The organism is Eubacterium sp. 1001713B170207_170306_E7, from assembly GCF_015547515.1.
Lineage (GTDB): Bacteria > Bacillota > Clostridia > Eubacteriales > Eubacteriaceae > Eubacterium.
Genome location: NZ_JADMVE010000002.1, coordinates 133,697 through 146,655, shown reverse-complemented (window position 1 = coordinate 146,655; position 12,959 = coordinate 133,697). Strand labels below are relative to the sequence as shown.

The window sequence follows — 12,959 nt, the reverse complement described above, 5'->3', positions numbered from 1 at the left end:
GAAACCGCCATGACTCCCTTATCATTCACACCCGAGCAGCAGGAAAGCCTCCGGGCCTACCAGTCCGCCATGGCGCACACACGCCCGCCGGTCAAAAATCCCACCGTGGCCTACTTTGGCACACTGGGGTCCTACACCGAGCAGGCCGCCATCGACTTTTTCGGCGAGGACTGCCGCCGTGTATCCCACCGCCTGTCTGAGGATGTTTTTAAAAGCATCACCAGCCAGGGGGCGGATTATGGCGTTCTGCCCATCGAGAACAGCACCACGGGCTCCATCGCCGCGGTTTACGACCTTTTAGCCAAATACAACTGCTACATCGTCGGGGAAACCAAGGTTAAGATTGAACACTGCCTGCTGGGCGTTCCCGGCAGCCGTCTTTCGGACATCCGCGAGGTCTACTCCCACGCCCAGGGCTTTGAGCAGTCCGGCGAGTTCCTGGCCAGCTATCCGGACTGGAAATGCCTGACCTACTACAACACCGCGGTGGCTGCCGAGCACGTCGCCAAAAGCAGCAACCCTGCGTTCGCCGCCATCGCCAGCCGCCGGGCCGCGGCCATCCACGGCCTCAGCATCCTGGCAGAGGACATTAACCTGTCCGAGACCAATGTCACCCGCTTTGTGATCGTGGCGAGCCGCATGGAGCTCTGTCCCGGCTGCGATAAAATCAGCATCGCCTTTCACCTGCCGCACGTGGCCGGCTCCCTGTTCCAGGCGCTCTCCGTCTTTGACGCCAACGCCCTGAACCTGTGCAAGATCGAATCGCGCCCCATCCGTGACCACAACTGGGAATACCTTTTCTTCATCGATTTTATCGGCAACATTGACGGCACCCCTCTCAACGCGGTTATGGAGGAGGTCATCTCAAAGACCGAGGGCTTCCATTTTCTGGGAATCTATAAAGATAATTAGATTTTTTGACATTTTTATGGACTATTTTTCCAAAATGTACTAAAATTAAATGAGTACATTGATCCAAACAACGAGGTCAGATAGATGATAAAAAACGCGGCGGCACATCGATATTGGTTTATCTCCGCACTGGCAGTCCTATGCCTGTGCGGTTTATTTTTATGTTTTCCGGCCTATGCCGAAGAGAGCACTACCACTGTCCGGGTGGGCTATTATGAGGATGGCGACTACATGTACCGCAACGCCGCGGGCGAGTACATCGGCTATGATTTTGAATTTTTACAGGAAATCTCAAAATTCAGCGATCTCCGCTACGATATTGTCGACGGCGTCAGCTGGGAAAACACTTACCAGCTTTTAAAGGAGGGCAAGATCGACCTCCTGCCCGCTGTCTACAAAAACGAGGAACGGGAGCAGGAATGTCTGTTTTCTGAGCAGCCGATGTGCAATATTTACACCACCCTCAATGTCCGGACCGATGACACCCGCTACAGCTACGAGGACTTTGCCGCTTTTCAGGGCATGACTGTCGGGATCATCAAGGACAGTGTAGACGGGGAAAACTTCAAAAGCTACTGCGCCCAGAACAACATCGCGCTCACCGTGATTCCCTATTCCGAAACCCAGGATCTTTTAAACGCCCTGGACGATGGCACCCTGGACGGCGTCGCCATCACCCATCTGGGCCGTAACAGCACCTTCCGCAGTGTCGCCCAGTTTGCGCCGTCACCCCTTTACATCGCCATCTCAAAAAGCCGGCCCGATTTGGCCGAAGCGGTCAACAGCGCCGTCAGCACCATCCTTCTGCGCAACCCCAACTACACCATGAACCTTTACAACAAATATTTTTCCGTTTCCAATGCCCAGAAGCCTGTTTTTACCAAGTCTGAGCTGGACTACATCGCCGGCAAGAAAACCGTATCGGCCGTGTACGACCTGAAAGCGCCGCCTTTTACCTATACCAACCCGGATACCGGGGGCTTTTCCGGCATTGTGGCCGACCTGTTTGAGGAGATAGCGGAAAGCAGCGGCCTGAGCTTCGAGTTCAGCCCGGAGGTTTACTCCCTCGGGCTTCAAAAGGTTAAGACCGGCCGGGCAGACGTGATCTGCAGTGTCGCCGGCGATTACCTCTGGGAATCCCGAAACAACCTCAACACCACCCGTTACTATCTGCGTTCCCCAACTGTTTTGATCCGTAAAAATACCTCGCTGCCGCTGAATAAAATCGCCATGCCCCAGGATTACGGCGCGTCAGAGTCCATTACCAGCGATTACCCCAACGCGGAGATTTATTATTACAGCAATACCGAAGCGTGCCTGAATGCTCTGCTGGAGAACAAGGTGAACGCCGTGTTCGCCAACTCACAGGTTGCGGATTACCTGCTGTCTGAGGCGCCCTATACCGGGCTGAACACCTCCACCCTCAGCAATTACACCATCGAGCTGTCCATCGGCGTTTCAAACGCCGCCGATCCCCGGCTGTTTTCCATCCTTGACAAGTGCATCCAGTACACCTCCGAGGAGAGCATCAACGCCATTGTCATGGAAAACAGCATCAAGCCGGAGGCCATGACCGTGCGCGAGTTTTTATCGCAGAACGCGCTGTCGCTGATCGCCATCACCGTTGCTGTTTCGGGGCTGGTCATCCTGCTGCTGGTCTACAGCCTGCGCAGCAAGTCCAAGAGCAACCGGCAGATTCAGAATCTGCTCTACCGCGACACCCTCACGGGCCTTGACAACCTGGACAAATTCCTCGCCGAGTGCGGCAGCCTGCTGAAGGCCTCGCCCGATGGCGGCTACGCCCTCATCTACAGCGATATCAACCAGTTTAAAACCATCAATGACCGCTACGGCTTTACCGCGGGCGACCAGCTTCTCCGGGCATACGCCCAGATTATACAGGAAGCCCTCCGGGACGGCGAGCGCTGCGCCCGGGTTTCCTCCGACAATTTTGTCCTGCTGCTGCGGTACACCGAATGGGAAGCCCTGTGCTCCCGCCTTACTGGTATTCAGGAAGCTACAGACCGCTGGATACAGCGCACAGGCTTTCCCGCGCCGGTGATCGCCGCCTTTGGCGTTTACCTGGTAGACAAGGCTGAAAATCAGGACGTCCAGCTGATGCTCGACCTGGCAAACTACGCGCGCCGGAACGCGAAAAACACCTCTCAAAACACCATTGTACTGTACGACAGCCAGATGCGGCAGAACGCCCTGCTGCGCAAGGAGCTCACCGACCACCTCTCCACGGCTCTCAGCGCGCACGAATTTGTGCCCTACTTTCAGCCAAAGGTCAACATGATCACGGGTGAGATCATCGGCAGTGAGGCGCTGGTGCGGTGGAACCATCCGGAACACGGTCTTTTGGCTCCCGGCATCTTTATCCCTGTCTTTGAGGAAAACGGCAGCATTGTCGACATCGACTGGTACATTTACGAAGCGGTCTGCCGGGCGCTCCAGAGCTGGATGGAACAGGGCCTGCCGGTATACCCGGTGTCCTGTAATTTTTCCAGTATCCATTTTGACCGCGAAGGCTTTACCGACCGGGTCGCCGCCCTCGCCGACCGTTACGGCGTTCCCCACAGCCTGCTGGAGCTGGAAATCACCGAGAGCATTATCGTGACGCACCCGAAACGGGTGGCCGGACAGATCGCCTCCCTCCGGGAAAAAGGCTTTATGACCGCCATCGACGATTTTGGCTCAGGTTACTCCTCCCTGGGACAGCTGGAACAGATGGCCGCCCGGGTCCTCAAGCTGGACCGGAGCTTTGTCCAGCGCGGAATGCTCGACGAACGGGAGCAGACAGTGATCGCCAACATTGTGAACCTGGCCCACGACCTTGGCATGCAGATTGTCTGCGAGGGTGTGGAAACCCGCCAGCAGGCCGATATCCTGACCCGTCTCGACTGCATCTACGCCCAGGGCTTCTACTACTCAAAGCCTGTTCCGCAAAGGGCCTTTGAGCAGATGCTTTTAAACCCGCCCTTTGAGGGCATCGGCACCTAACGAATAAACGACCTCCCGGTTTGCTGCTCCGGGAGGTCTTTTACGTGTGCTGCTTTCACCCTTGCAGCTTCTCCGCCAAAATTGATGCACTGTCGCCCCAGTGTCCGGCTGCTGCCGTCTCGAGTCGTGCCGCTTCCCATAGCGTGGCCCTAAATCTGGGCCGGTAAAGTATTAATCATTGAAATGGATAACAGCTTAAGGTATAATGATACTGTATCTCTCAGAATCGTATTTCGTTTATCCTTAACACTGGCAAAGGGGTAGATGCGTTTTTCGTCACGGTTCCGAAAAGCGCCGGAGCTTATGCATAAACAAAGGAACACCTATATTTTTATCTTGATCTGCATCTTTGTCATGGGTTTTTTACTGTTTTCACTCATTCAGATGCAGGGTTACGCCAATATCATCAATGACGCGGGTATTATCCGCGGCGGTACCCAGCGGTCAGTGAAGCTGGAGCTGAACAATGAACCCAACGACGAGCTGGTCACTTACCTGGACGAGCTGATCCAAAAGCTGGAAGCCACCGAGAGCAAAAGCTTTTACACCTCCCGCGACTCTGCCGCCTACCAGGAAAACCTGGCCGCGGTCAAGTCCAAATGGGGTGAGATCAAGGCGGAAATCCCCGACATCCGGGCCACCTCTACCATAGAGCTACGTGAGCATTTTCTCAATTTAAGCGAGCAGCACTTTGATCTGGCCAATAAAATGGTCTACGCCGCCCAGTACCGGGCGGAGAACGAGCTGCGAAACAGCATTATCCTGAGTGTGATCATGATCCTCGCGGTTTCCCTGATCATGTACACACTGGAACGCCGGAGCCAGCAGGAGCTGGAACGGGTCTTCTACACCGATCCGCTGACCGCGCTGCCCAACCAGGCCTCCTTTGAGATCAATGCTGCGGAAAAACTGAGGGCGGCGTCACCTGGCGCTTACCTCATGGTGTACCTCAACCTGAATAACTTTAAATTTGTCAACGACTCCTACGGCTATACCGCCGGGGATAAACTCCTGCTGTCATTTTCCGCAACACTGAAACGGTTCTGCAACAGCAGTGAAATCTGCGCTCACCTCCATGCCGACCATTTCGCCATTCTGCTTAAAAAGCGCGAACATGTCATCGAGGACCTGCAAACCGCCATTTTGGAATCCATCGAAAACGAACGTGACTTAAATCTGTCGGATATCCTGACCTGCGACTACGGCATTTACACGATTCCCGACCCGGATGAGGCCATTGCGTCCTGTCTCAGTAAGGCAAATGTCGCCCTGAAGGAGGGCCGCAGCAGCCGGCGCAGCGTCGCCTATTACGACCAGCACCTGCTGGACAAGATCACCAATGAAAACAAAATGACCCGTTGGATGCGCCAGGGCCTCTCAGAAAATGAATTTCAACTCTATCTGCAGTCCAAGGTCAACCTTGAGCAGTCAAAGGTCACCGGGGCCGAGGTCCTGGTCCGCTGGAACTCCGAGCCTTTTGGCTTTCTGCCGCCGGACGAGTTTATTCCCCTGTTTGAGAAAAACGGGTTCATCGTGGAGCTGGACTTCTATGTGCTGGAGGAGACCTGCCGTATTCTGAAGCAGTCGCTGAGCACCGCGCCCGATCGCACCATTGTGCTCTCGGTCAATGTTTCCAGAGTCACCCTTTTCCAGAACGACTTTATCAAGCGTTTTGTGCAGATGGCAGAGCGCTATGAGGTGCCGCCGGAGTACCTTGAGATCGAGATCACAGAAAATGTCTTTATCTTTGATTCCAGCATGGTCGAGCAGATTCTTTCCCAGCTGCGGAGCTATGGCTTCAGTATCTCCATGGACGATTTTGGCTCGGGGTATTCCTCCCTGAACCTTCTGCGCGAGCTGCCCATCGACGTCTTAAAGATCGACCGGATTTTTCTTCAGGAGAGTATCCGCGTCGAAAAGGCCTACGCCATTGTCAAATCCGTTGTGGAGATGGCCCACTCGCTGAACATGGTCGTGGTCTGCGAGGGCGTTGAGACGCTGGAACACGCCGAATTCCTGAAAACCATCCACTGCGCCATCGGACAGGGCTATTACTTTTCAAAGCCCATACCGCTCGGGGCGTTTCAGGAAAAATACCACCTGCTGACAACGCAAAAACACCCGGATCACTGAGATCCGGGTGTTTTTTATCTAAGGGATTACTGAACGCGTGTGTTGCCGCCCATACCCATGAAGCCGCCGTTGTTGTTATCATCGTTATCGACACGGGAGTTACTGTTGTTGTTATTCTGTTGTTCTTCGTATTCTTTTTTAGTCATCACATCGTCCACGTGCATGTTGATTTCAATGACGTCCAGGCCCGTCATATCTTTGACGGTCTTGGTGACTTTATCAATCGTATCCTTGAAAATCTGTGGGATATTGCGGTTGTATTCGCAGATAACGTCTAAGTCCAGGGCTACCTGTTTTTTGCCGACTTCTGCGCCGATTCCCTTTGTGATGTTTTCATTGTCTGTAATCTTTTCAGTGATATTACTGATCAAGCCGCCGCTCATGGCCAAAATGCCAGGGACATCCTGGGCTACCAGGCCTGCGATCTTCTTGACGACCTTGTCGTCATAGGTTAATGAGGTTTTCTGCTGCATATTCTGCTGCTGAGCGTTACCTCCCTTTTGCTGATTATTGTTCATTGTGTGCATTGTTGCTTCTGCTGCCATAATTAAAACCACCTTTCATTCATTTATAATTTTTATTTTTATCTATATCAACCGCCCTTATTTTGGACGGTTATTGGCATCTTTATCGGCTGAACCGCTTAAGGACGTTCAGCCAGCGCATAAACCGCATGGGGTTATCTTTATATACACCGATGGCATACCCGATCAGTGCTAAAATGACGATCAGGATGGTACGCCAAAACCCGATAGTCAAAAACAGAACGGCGGTGATGATTCCCGCGAGAATCCAGATAATCCTTCCCGAGTAAGGCTTTGCCCAGGTATAAAACCGGCTGAGCCGGCTTTCCTTCGGCGGCTGTTCTACAGCCTGAGGCGTTTGGGGCGCTGCCTGCTGACGGACGTTCATGCTGTTTTGCATTTGATTCTGCATTTGGTTATTCATGTGTGTCCCTCCTTCTTAGAGCACCTGTCTGTGGGCTCCTTTGCTTCGGGCATCCATTTCATGCACCTTTACTTTTACCGATTTAACAGGTTGGTTAATGGTGCTGCCAACAGTCTGATAAATGTTCTGCTGAATATTATTTGCGAGCCCGGTGATGTCGTCCGCGTCGTCCACATAGACATCGGCCTGAATCTTTGGCTCATGGGAGCGTTTGTTCAGTTTGGCCCTGACGTTAATGGCATTGTTGCCGATGAGGTCGGAGACCGCATAACGGGCCGTGGACTCAATGGCTTCTTTGGAAATCTTAATCTTCCCTTTTGCTTTGTTAATGGTCAGATAATGGGAAGAAGCCGGCGCCAGTATTGAAATGAAGAATAACACCAGGAATGCAATCATGAGGACAACGCTGAACCCAATTAAATAGTAGCCGAGCCAGTTTTCAAAGACCAGATACGCTGCTACAGTATCGGACACGTAGGGTACCGGGAACAGCAGCGCAAACATTACGAAGGCCGTTGCCAACCCTAACAGCGATACAATAAATAACAGGATACGTTCGAGTTTATTCATTGTTTTTCTCCTTTCTGAGTAATCAATTACCATTCTCTTTCATTAAATGTTTGATTGTTTACTGTTTGTTGTACATAAATGTACCCTCTAAATTTGGTTCTTAACCATTTACTTCACTAATATTAATTTTTCCTTAAACAATCCGTCGAGAAAATCTCACCTTATTGTTTCTTCCCGGTACACAGAAAAAGGGCGCAATCCCTGCTCTCTCGAACAGACATTGCGCCCTTTTCGCCTTATAGTTAGTCTTTATCCCTCTTTATTGCGCTACCGTTTCCTGACCGCGTTTGTCCAATACCTCCAGCTCCTTGAGCCGCAGCTGGAAGTAGGGCTGACCGTCCTCCTCGTATTCCTCCAATACGCCGGTGGCCCGCACCCAGGCGTTGTCCTCAGGGTAATTGCCATCACCTGTTACCTCGAAGCCCGGCATGGTGTCGGTACCGCAGCAGCCCGGACCGTTGCGGTATACAAACCGGTAGCTGCTTCCTGTTGACAGGTTGGCCGTACTCTTGAACATTCCCTCCAGCCGGATGGTTTTACCCAGATAGTTCTGCGGGTTCAGGTAAATATCGTTGATCTGAGCCACAAACATCTTCTCAGTAATGTCCACGTCCACGGCGATCTCCTCCGCGCCCTTAGCTGAATCTCCGGAGGCCTGGGCCGCGGACGGCACGGTACCGCCGTCTCCCCCATCCTGCGCGGAGCACCCGGCCAGCAGCAGAACAAAGGCCATCAGCAGCAGTGTCAGTATGCTTCTTTTCATCGAATGACCCTCCCTTTCACAAAATCAATGAGGCAGAACACCCCGAACGCCGCAATATGTACGATAACAATGCTGGCGCCCGTGGGGGTGGCCCGGATATAGGAGAAGCCCAGGCCAATAAGAAAACAGACCAGCGACATCACCGACGCGCAGATCAGAACTGACCGGAAGGTTTTGCAGAGGCGCATTGAGTAAAGCGCCGGGAAGATGATCAGGCTCGTGATCAGCAGGGTGCCCATCATACGCATGCCCAGCACAATGGTGACCGCCGTCAGGATCGCGACCAGCATATTGTACAGCTCGGTCTTTACGCCGGTGGCCCTGGCGAAGTTTTCGTCAAAGGTGATGGCAAAGATCTTATGGTAAAAAATCACAAAGAGCACCAGCACCACAATGGACAGGATAATGCTGAGCCGGACGTCGCTCACACTCATGGCCAGAATACTGCCGAAAAGATAGTTGCAGACGTCAGTGTTCATGCCAGTTGTCAGAGAGATGACCACCACCCCGACGGCCAGCGCACTGGTGGACAGAAGGGCGATGGCCGCGTCGCCCTTGATCTTGCTGTTTTCACTGATACGCAGCAGGAAAAAGGCAGAAACCACCACCACCGGAATGGCCACAGACAGCGGCGCCAGATTAAAGGCCATGGCGATGGCCAGGGCCGCAAAGCCTACGTGGGACAGGCCGTCGCCGATCATGGAATAACGCTTAAGCACCAGGCTCACGCCCAGCAGCGCCGCGCAGAGGGAGACCAGGATGCCCACGATCATGGACCGCACCAAAAAAGGGTAGGAAAGCATCTCACGGATCAAATCAAACATGCGCTTCACCTCCCAGGAACTTCCAGCCAATGGCGCTGCCCCGGTAGGCGTCCACTGTGCCGTAAAAGAGCTGGCGTCCGCCCAGGTGCAGGACATGGCTGTTATAGCGCATAACACTCTCGATGTCATGGGATACCATCACCACCGAGATGCCCAGCTTTTTATTGATCTGGTACACCAGCTCATAAAGCCTGCGGGTAGCCATGGGATCCAGTCCCGCGGCTGGTTCGTCCAGCAGCAAAAGCTTCTCTGTGGCGCAGAGCGCCCTGGCCAGAAGCACCCGCTGCTGCTGGCCGCCGGACAGCTCCCGGAAGCAGCGTTTTTTCAGGGGCGCAATGCCCAGCCGCCTCAGATTGACCTGTACAGCCTTTTTATCCGCTTTATGATAAAAGGGGCGGAACCCCTGACGGTTAAGCCGTCCGGAGAGCACCACCTCGTACACGCTGGCGGGAAAATCACGCTGAACATTGCTTTTCTGGGGCAGATAGCCGATTTCATTCTTCTCAAGGCCGTCTCCTCGCATAATCTGACCGGAGCCAGGGCTTTTAAGCCCCAGCAGTCCGGCGATCAGCGTACTTTTACCCGCACCGTTTTCCCCCACGATTCCCAGGTAGTCCCCGGCGTTGATCTCAAAGTTCAGGCCCTCCACGGCGGTCACGCCGTCGTAGGCAAAGGATACGTCTTTACAGGTAAACAGTGCCATTTTAGTACAAGGCCTCCCGCAGAGCGTCCACGTTCTCGTTCATGTAGTCCAGATAGGTCTTGCCGCTGTTAAAGTCGTCCTGGGTCACGTTGTGGCAGGCGTTCAACTGCCGTTTCCCCGCACCGGTGCTCTCGACGATGGTGTCCGCCATCTTTTCATTGGACAGCTCAGTATGGAACACAACCGGAATTTTTTCTTTTTTCACCTCATCGATCAGAAAAGCCACGGTGGCCGCGCTGGGCTCGGTCTCGGTGGAGCAGCCCGGGAAAGCGGCGTAGTACTTAAGGCCGTAGGCGTCTGTCAGATAACGGAACGGGAACCGATCCCCCACCACAATAGTTTTGCGGACTGAGCCGTCAACCATTTCCTTAAACCGTTTGTCCAGGTCGTCCAGCTGGTGGGTGTATTCGATGGCGTTCTGGTCGTAAGCGGCTGCGTTGTCCGGCGCGATGGCGTCCAGTTCATTCCGGATCTGATCGACAATGGCCTCGGCGTTTTTGGGGTTCAGCCACACATGCTCGTCGTATTCCACCGTATCCTTATTGCTGTCTGCGCTATCATTCCCGTCATTATTCTTGTCCTCCATTCCCGCCACAGTCTCCTCGACCACAGGCTTCACGCAGTCCATCATGGCGACCTTTTTCATTTTCGGGTTGTCAATGGAGCTGAGAATCCCGTCGATCCAGGCGTCGGAATCCCCGCCGCCGTAGATAAAGAGATCGCAGTCCTGAATCTTAAGAATATCCTGCGGCGTAGGCTCGTAGGAATGACTCTCGGCCCCCGGGGGCACCAGCATGGTGACTTCAGCATTTTCGCCGCCAACCTGTTTTGCAAAATCATAGGGTGGAAAATTGGTGGTCACCACCTTGACCACATCCCCTGTGGCCGCTGTCTTTGGCGCCGCCTTCTGGCAGCCGGCCGCCCCCAATACGAGCATGCCGGCCAGTAAAATAATGGTTGAAAACCATAGAATTCGCTGTTTTATCATGAAAAAACCTCCATTTTCTTTTATTTTAGGCATAAAGAAACAGGGATACCACGCGTTTATAAGCGTAAGCGATCCCTTTGGTTTTTTCAGTTGTTCATACGCACCTTAAGGCTTACCGGAGAAACCGGCAGAAAATGTGCGTCCCGTTTCAGGATAGCACAGAAGAAAATCAAATGTATGACCAGTACCGCTGCCGCAAGGGCATTCCCGGTATCCAGCTGTTTGAAAAAATTTTGCAGGGCCGACAACTGCATACAGATAGGGCAGCCGTCCCCCACACAGTCGTGGTGAGCCTCCTCGGTCATAAAGGCCGTACTCAGAAAAAAGAACAGGACAAAAAAAATGGCCAGCAAAAGCGTCAGTATTTTTTTGTTTTTCGTCTTAGCCGCCATTTTTCGTCCTCCCAAACCGTTTAACCCGCCGCTGCACAGAGGACGGTCAATTTGGGTTCAAGTATATATGATTTTGTAAGTCTTGTCAAATTTTATTAAGGGTGTACGCGCAGCGGCGTCAGCTTCAAAACGTAAACTGCATAAAGTTTTCGTTCTGCTTAAAGCCATAGCTGACGTACAGCAGCCTGCCCATATCCGACGCTGTGATCTGTACCACGCCGCAGCCACAGCGGCTGGCCTCTGCCATCACATGGTCAAGCAGTCTGCGGCCGATTCCTCTTCTGCGGTGGCTCTTGAGGGTGTACATACTGGACAGCAGGCCGATTTTTCCGGCAGGGTTCGCGTAATAGGGGGGCTTCTCGACCACCGACACCCCGCATGTGCCCACGATGCTTTCGCCATCCACGGCCAGCCAGCCAGCAAAGGTCTGGTCTGCCAGATGCTCTGTGTAATAGCGCCGCAGCGGTAAAGCCAAATTCAGCGTGGGCTCTGCCCCCTCCTCTTGAAGCTGTTGAAGCCGCATTTCAATAAAGATATCCAGATCGCTGATACTCAGCTTGCGATAATTAATGCCCATTACTTTCCTTTCCCTGCCCTCACTGGCCGTATACATTCAGGTGTTTTGTACCGCTTTTATTTCCTAATCTTCCGGTTGACCAGATAAATGCCCAAAGACGCCGCCATCAGTCCCAGCAGAATGAAAAGCGTAAAAGATTCCCCGGGTAATAACAGGATGGACAGCAGGCTGCCAAAAACGGGAATCAGAAACTTAAAGGCGGTGACCGCGCTGGCGTCATTATACCGCAGCAGCACGTTCCACAGCGAAAAGGCCACGCCGGAAATAATGGCGGCATAGATCAGCAGCAGAATGCCCCTGAGGGTAAAGACCAGGTGCAGCCCGCCCCCGGCCATCCCGAAGCCAACGCCCAGTGCCAGGAGCACCAGCGCACCCAAAACCATCTGGAAGAAGGAAAAATGAAAGGGATTAATCTTATCCGACAGGTATTTAGCCACCAAAATGCCCCCGGCGTCCCCCAGTCCGGCGATGATTAAAAAGCCCTCGCCCATCAGGGTGAAATTAAAGTTCAGCCCCTCGGTGCCAGCGTTGAGGGCGGTCAGCAAAATGCCGGCAAAACCGAGCGCCATCCCGAGGACCTTGTTGCGGTTCAGGCGGTCGTTCTTAAAAAACAGGGGCGCCAGCAGCACCACCAGAAAGGTGCCGGCCGTGGCGGCAATACTGCCCTTGACCCCGGTGGTGTTGCCCACCCCGATATAGAAAAAGAAATACTGCACCGTGGTGCCCAAAAGGGCCAGCGCCACGATCCACTTGCCGTACTCAGGATACCAGCGCACCCGGTCGTCCCGGTTAAAAAGCCGGTTGAGGGCCAGCACCACAAAGCCGGCCAGAAAAAAGCGCAGTCCGGCGAACACCATCTTGGACCAGATGTCCTCCGTCGGAATCTGAAACCACTGGTAGCCGATCTTGAGCACCGGAAAAGCGCTGCCCCACAGAAAGGTGCAGAGGATGGCCGTGAGCATGGTGTTGGATTTCTTTTTAAAAAAGGTGTTTTGCTTATTCATCGCGTTGTTTTCCAAAATAATCGCTCCTCTGTTCTTATCACAATCAGGCTTTTCAGCCGTCTGCTCTTATTATACATTTTCGGCACACAAAAAGAAAGCACCCGCGGCGCAGATTGGAAAACCGCGGGTGCTCTCAGGATTA

The 12,959-nt window shown here is 53.3% G+C and carries 13 protein-coding genes; 3 read left to right on the top strand and 10 right to left on the bottom strand.

The features are described 5' to 3' along the window. Positions 1-9: 9 nt before the first annotated feature. From pheA to I2B62_RS06045, 3 genes are all read left to right on the top strand, one after another. Complete coding sequence (gene pheA, locus I2B62_RS06055) at positions 10-912, top strand: prephenate dehydratase (protein WP_195268097.1); 903 nt, start codon at positions 10-12, stop codon at positions 910-912. Positions 913-996: 84 nt separating this feature from the next. Beyond that, complete coding sequence (locus I2B62_RS06050) at positions 997-3,915, top strand: EAL domain-containing protein (protein WP_195268096.1); 2,919 nt, start codon at positions 997-999, stop codon at positions 3,913-3,915. Positions 3,916-4,218: 303 nt separating this feature from the next. After that, entirely contained in the window at positions 4,219-6,048 is a 1,830-nt protein-coding gene (locus tag I2B62_RS06045) for a bifunctional diguanylate cyclase/phosphodiesterase (protein ID WP_195268095.1), read from the top strand. A gap of 26 nt (positions 6,049-6,074) precedes the next feature. Here the strand turns inward: I2B62_RS06045 and I2B62_RS06040 are convergent, their stop codons facing one another. The 10 genes from I2B62_RS06040 to I2B62_RS05995 form a co-directional block, all read right to left on the bottom strand. Further along, positions 6,075-6,593 (bottom strand): Asp23/Gls24 family envelope stress response protein, encoded by a 519-nt coding sequence (locus I2B62_RS06040; protein ID WP_195268094.1) that lies wholly within the window; start codon positions 6,591-6,593, stop codon positions 6,075-6,077. A gap of 82 nt (positions 6,594-6,675) precedes the next feature. After that, a complete protein-coding gene (locus I2B62_RS20620) occupies positions 6,676-6,996 on the bottom strand; it encodes a DUF2273 domain-containing protein (protein ID WP_347707794.1) in 321 nt (106 codons plus the stop codon). Positions 6,997-7,011: 15 nt separating this feature from the next. Continuing rightward, entirely contained in the window at positions 7,012-7,566 is a 555-nt protein-coding gene (gene amaP, locus I2B62_RS06030) for an alkaline shock response membrane anchor protein AmaP (protein ID WP_195268093.1), read from the bottom strand. 259 nt (positions 7,567-7,825) lie between these two features. Next, positions 7,826-8,329, bottom strand: coding sequence for a hypothetical protein (locus I2B62_RS06025; protein ID WP_195268092.1), 504 nt, complete (start codon positions 8,327-8,329; stop codon positions 7,826-7,828). Further along, positions 8,326-9,153: a metal ABC transporter permease gene (locus tag I2B62_RS06020; protein ID WP_195268091.1), complete on the bottom strand. Its 828-nt coding sequence runs from the start codon at positions 9,151-9,153 to the stop codon at positions 8,326-8,328. The genes I2B62_RS06025 and I2B62_RS06020 overlap by 4 nt, the downstream gene beginning before the upstream one ends. Then, the gene (locus tag I2B62_RS06015) at positions 9,146-9,856 is read right to left on the bottom strand and encodes an ABC transporter ATP-binding protein (protein WP_195268090.1); all 711 of its coding nucleotides are present in this window, start codon (positions 9,854-9,856) and stop codon (positions 9,146-9,148) included. Before I2B62_RS06015 ends, I2B62_RS06020 begins: the two co-directional genes overlap by 8 nt. A gap of 1 nt (position 9,857) precedes the next feature. Continuing rightward, positions 9,858-10,844 carry a metal ABC transporter substrate-binding protein gene (locus I2B62_RS06010; protein ID WP_195268089.1) on the bottom strand — a complete coding sequence of 329 codons (987 nt, stop codon included), beginning with the start codon at positions 10,842-10,844 and terminating at the stop codon, positions 9,858-9,860. Between the two features lie 86 nt (positions 10,845-10,930). Then, positions 10,931-11,236 carry a hypothetical protein gene (locus I2B62_RS06005; RefSeq protein ID WP_195268088.1) on the bottom strand — a complete coding sequence of 102 codons (306 nt, stop codon included), beginning with the start codon at positions 11,234-11,236 and terminating at the stop codon, positions 10,931-10,933. Between the two features lie 124 nt (positions 11,237-11,360). Further along, a complete protein-coding gene (locus tag I2B62_RS06000; RefSeq protein WP_195268087.1) occupies positions 11,361-11,813 on the bottom strand; it encodes a GNAT family N-acetyltransferase in 453 nt (150 codons plus the stop codon). A 56-nt stretch (positions 11,814-11,869) separates the two neighbouring features. Beyond that, a complete protein-coding gene (locus I2B62_RS05995) occupies positions 11,870-12,832 on the bottom strand; it encodes a DMT family transporter (RefSeq protein ID WP_195268086.1) in 963 nt (320 codons plus the stop codon). Positions 12,833-12,959 lie beyond the last annotated feature (127 nt).

Bases quoted from the DNA above. Each gene is read 5' to 3' on its own strand.
- pheA (WP_195268097.1), top strand. From the start codon at position 10: ATGACTCCCTTATCATTCACACCCGAGCAGCAGGAAAGCCTCCGGGCC.
- I2B62_RS06050 (WP_195268096.1), top strand. From the start codon at position 997: ATGATAAAAAACGCGGCGGCACATCGATATTGGTTTATCTCCGCACTG.
- I2B62_RS06045 (WP_195268095.1), top strand. From the start codon at position 4,219: ATGCATAAACAAAGGAACACCTATATTTTTATCTTGATCTGCATCTTT.
- I2B62_RS06040 (WP_195268094.1), bottom strand. From the start codon at position 6,593: ATGGCAGCAGAAGCAACAATGCACACAATGAACAATAATCAGCAAAAG.
- I2B62_RS20620 (WP_347707794.1), bottom strand. From the start codon at position 6,996: ATGAATAACCAAATGCAGAATCAAATGCAAAACAGCATGAACGTCCGT.
- amaP (WP_195268093.1), bottom strand. From the start codon at position 7,566: ATGAATAAACTCGAACGTATCCTGTTATTTATTGTATCGCTGTTAGGG.
- I2B62_RS06025 (WP_195268092.1), bottom strand. From the start codon at position 8,329: ATGAAAAGAAGCATACTGACACTGCTGCTGATGGCCTTTGTTCTGCTG.
- I2B62_RS06020 (WP_195268091.1), bottom strand. From the start codon at position 9,153: ATGTTTGATTTGATCCGTGAGATGCTTTCCTACCCTTTTTTGGTGCGG.
- I2B62_RS06015 (WP_195268090.1), bottom strand. From the start codon at position 9,856: ATGGCACTGTTTACCTGTAAAGACGTATCCTTTGCCTACGACGGCGTG.
- I2B62_RS06010 (WP_195268089.1), bottom strand. From the start codon at position 10,844: ATGATAAAACAGCGAATTCTATGGTTTTCAACCATTATTTTACTGGCC.
- I2B62_RS06005 (WP_195268088.1), bottom strand. From the start codon at position 11,236: ATGGCGGCTAAGACGAAAAACAAAAAAATACTGACGCTTTTGCTGGCC.
- I2B62_RS06000 (WP_195268087.1), bottom strand. From the start codon at position 11,813: ATGGGCATTAATTATCGCAAGCTGAGTATCAGCGATCTGGATATCTTT.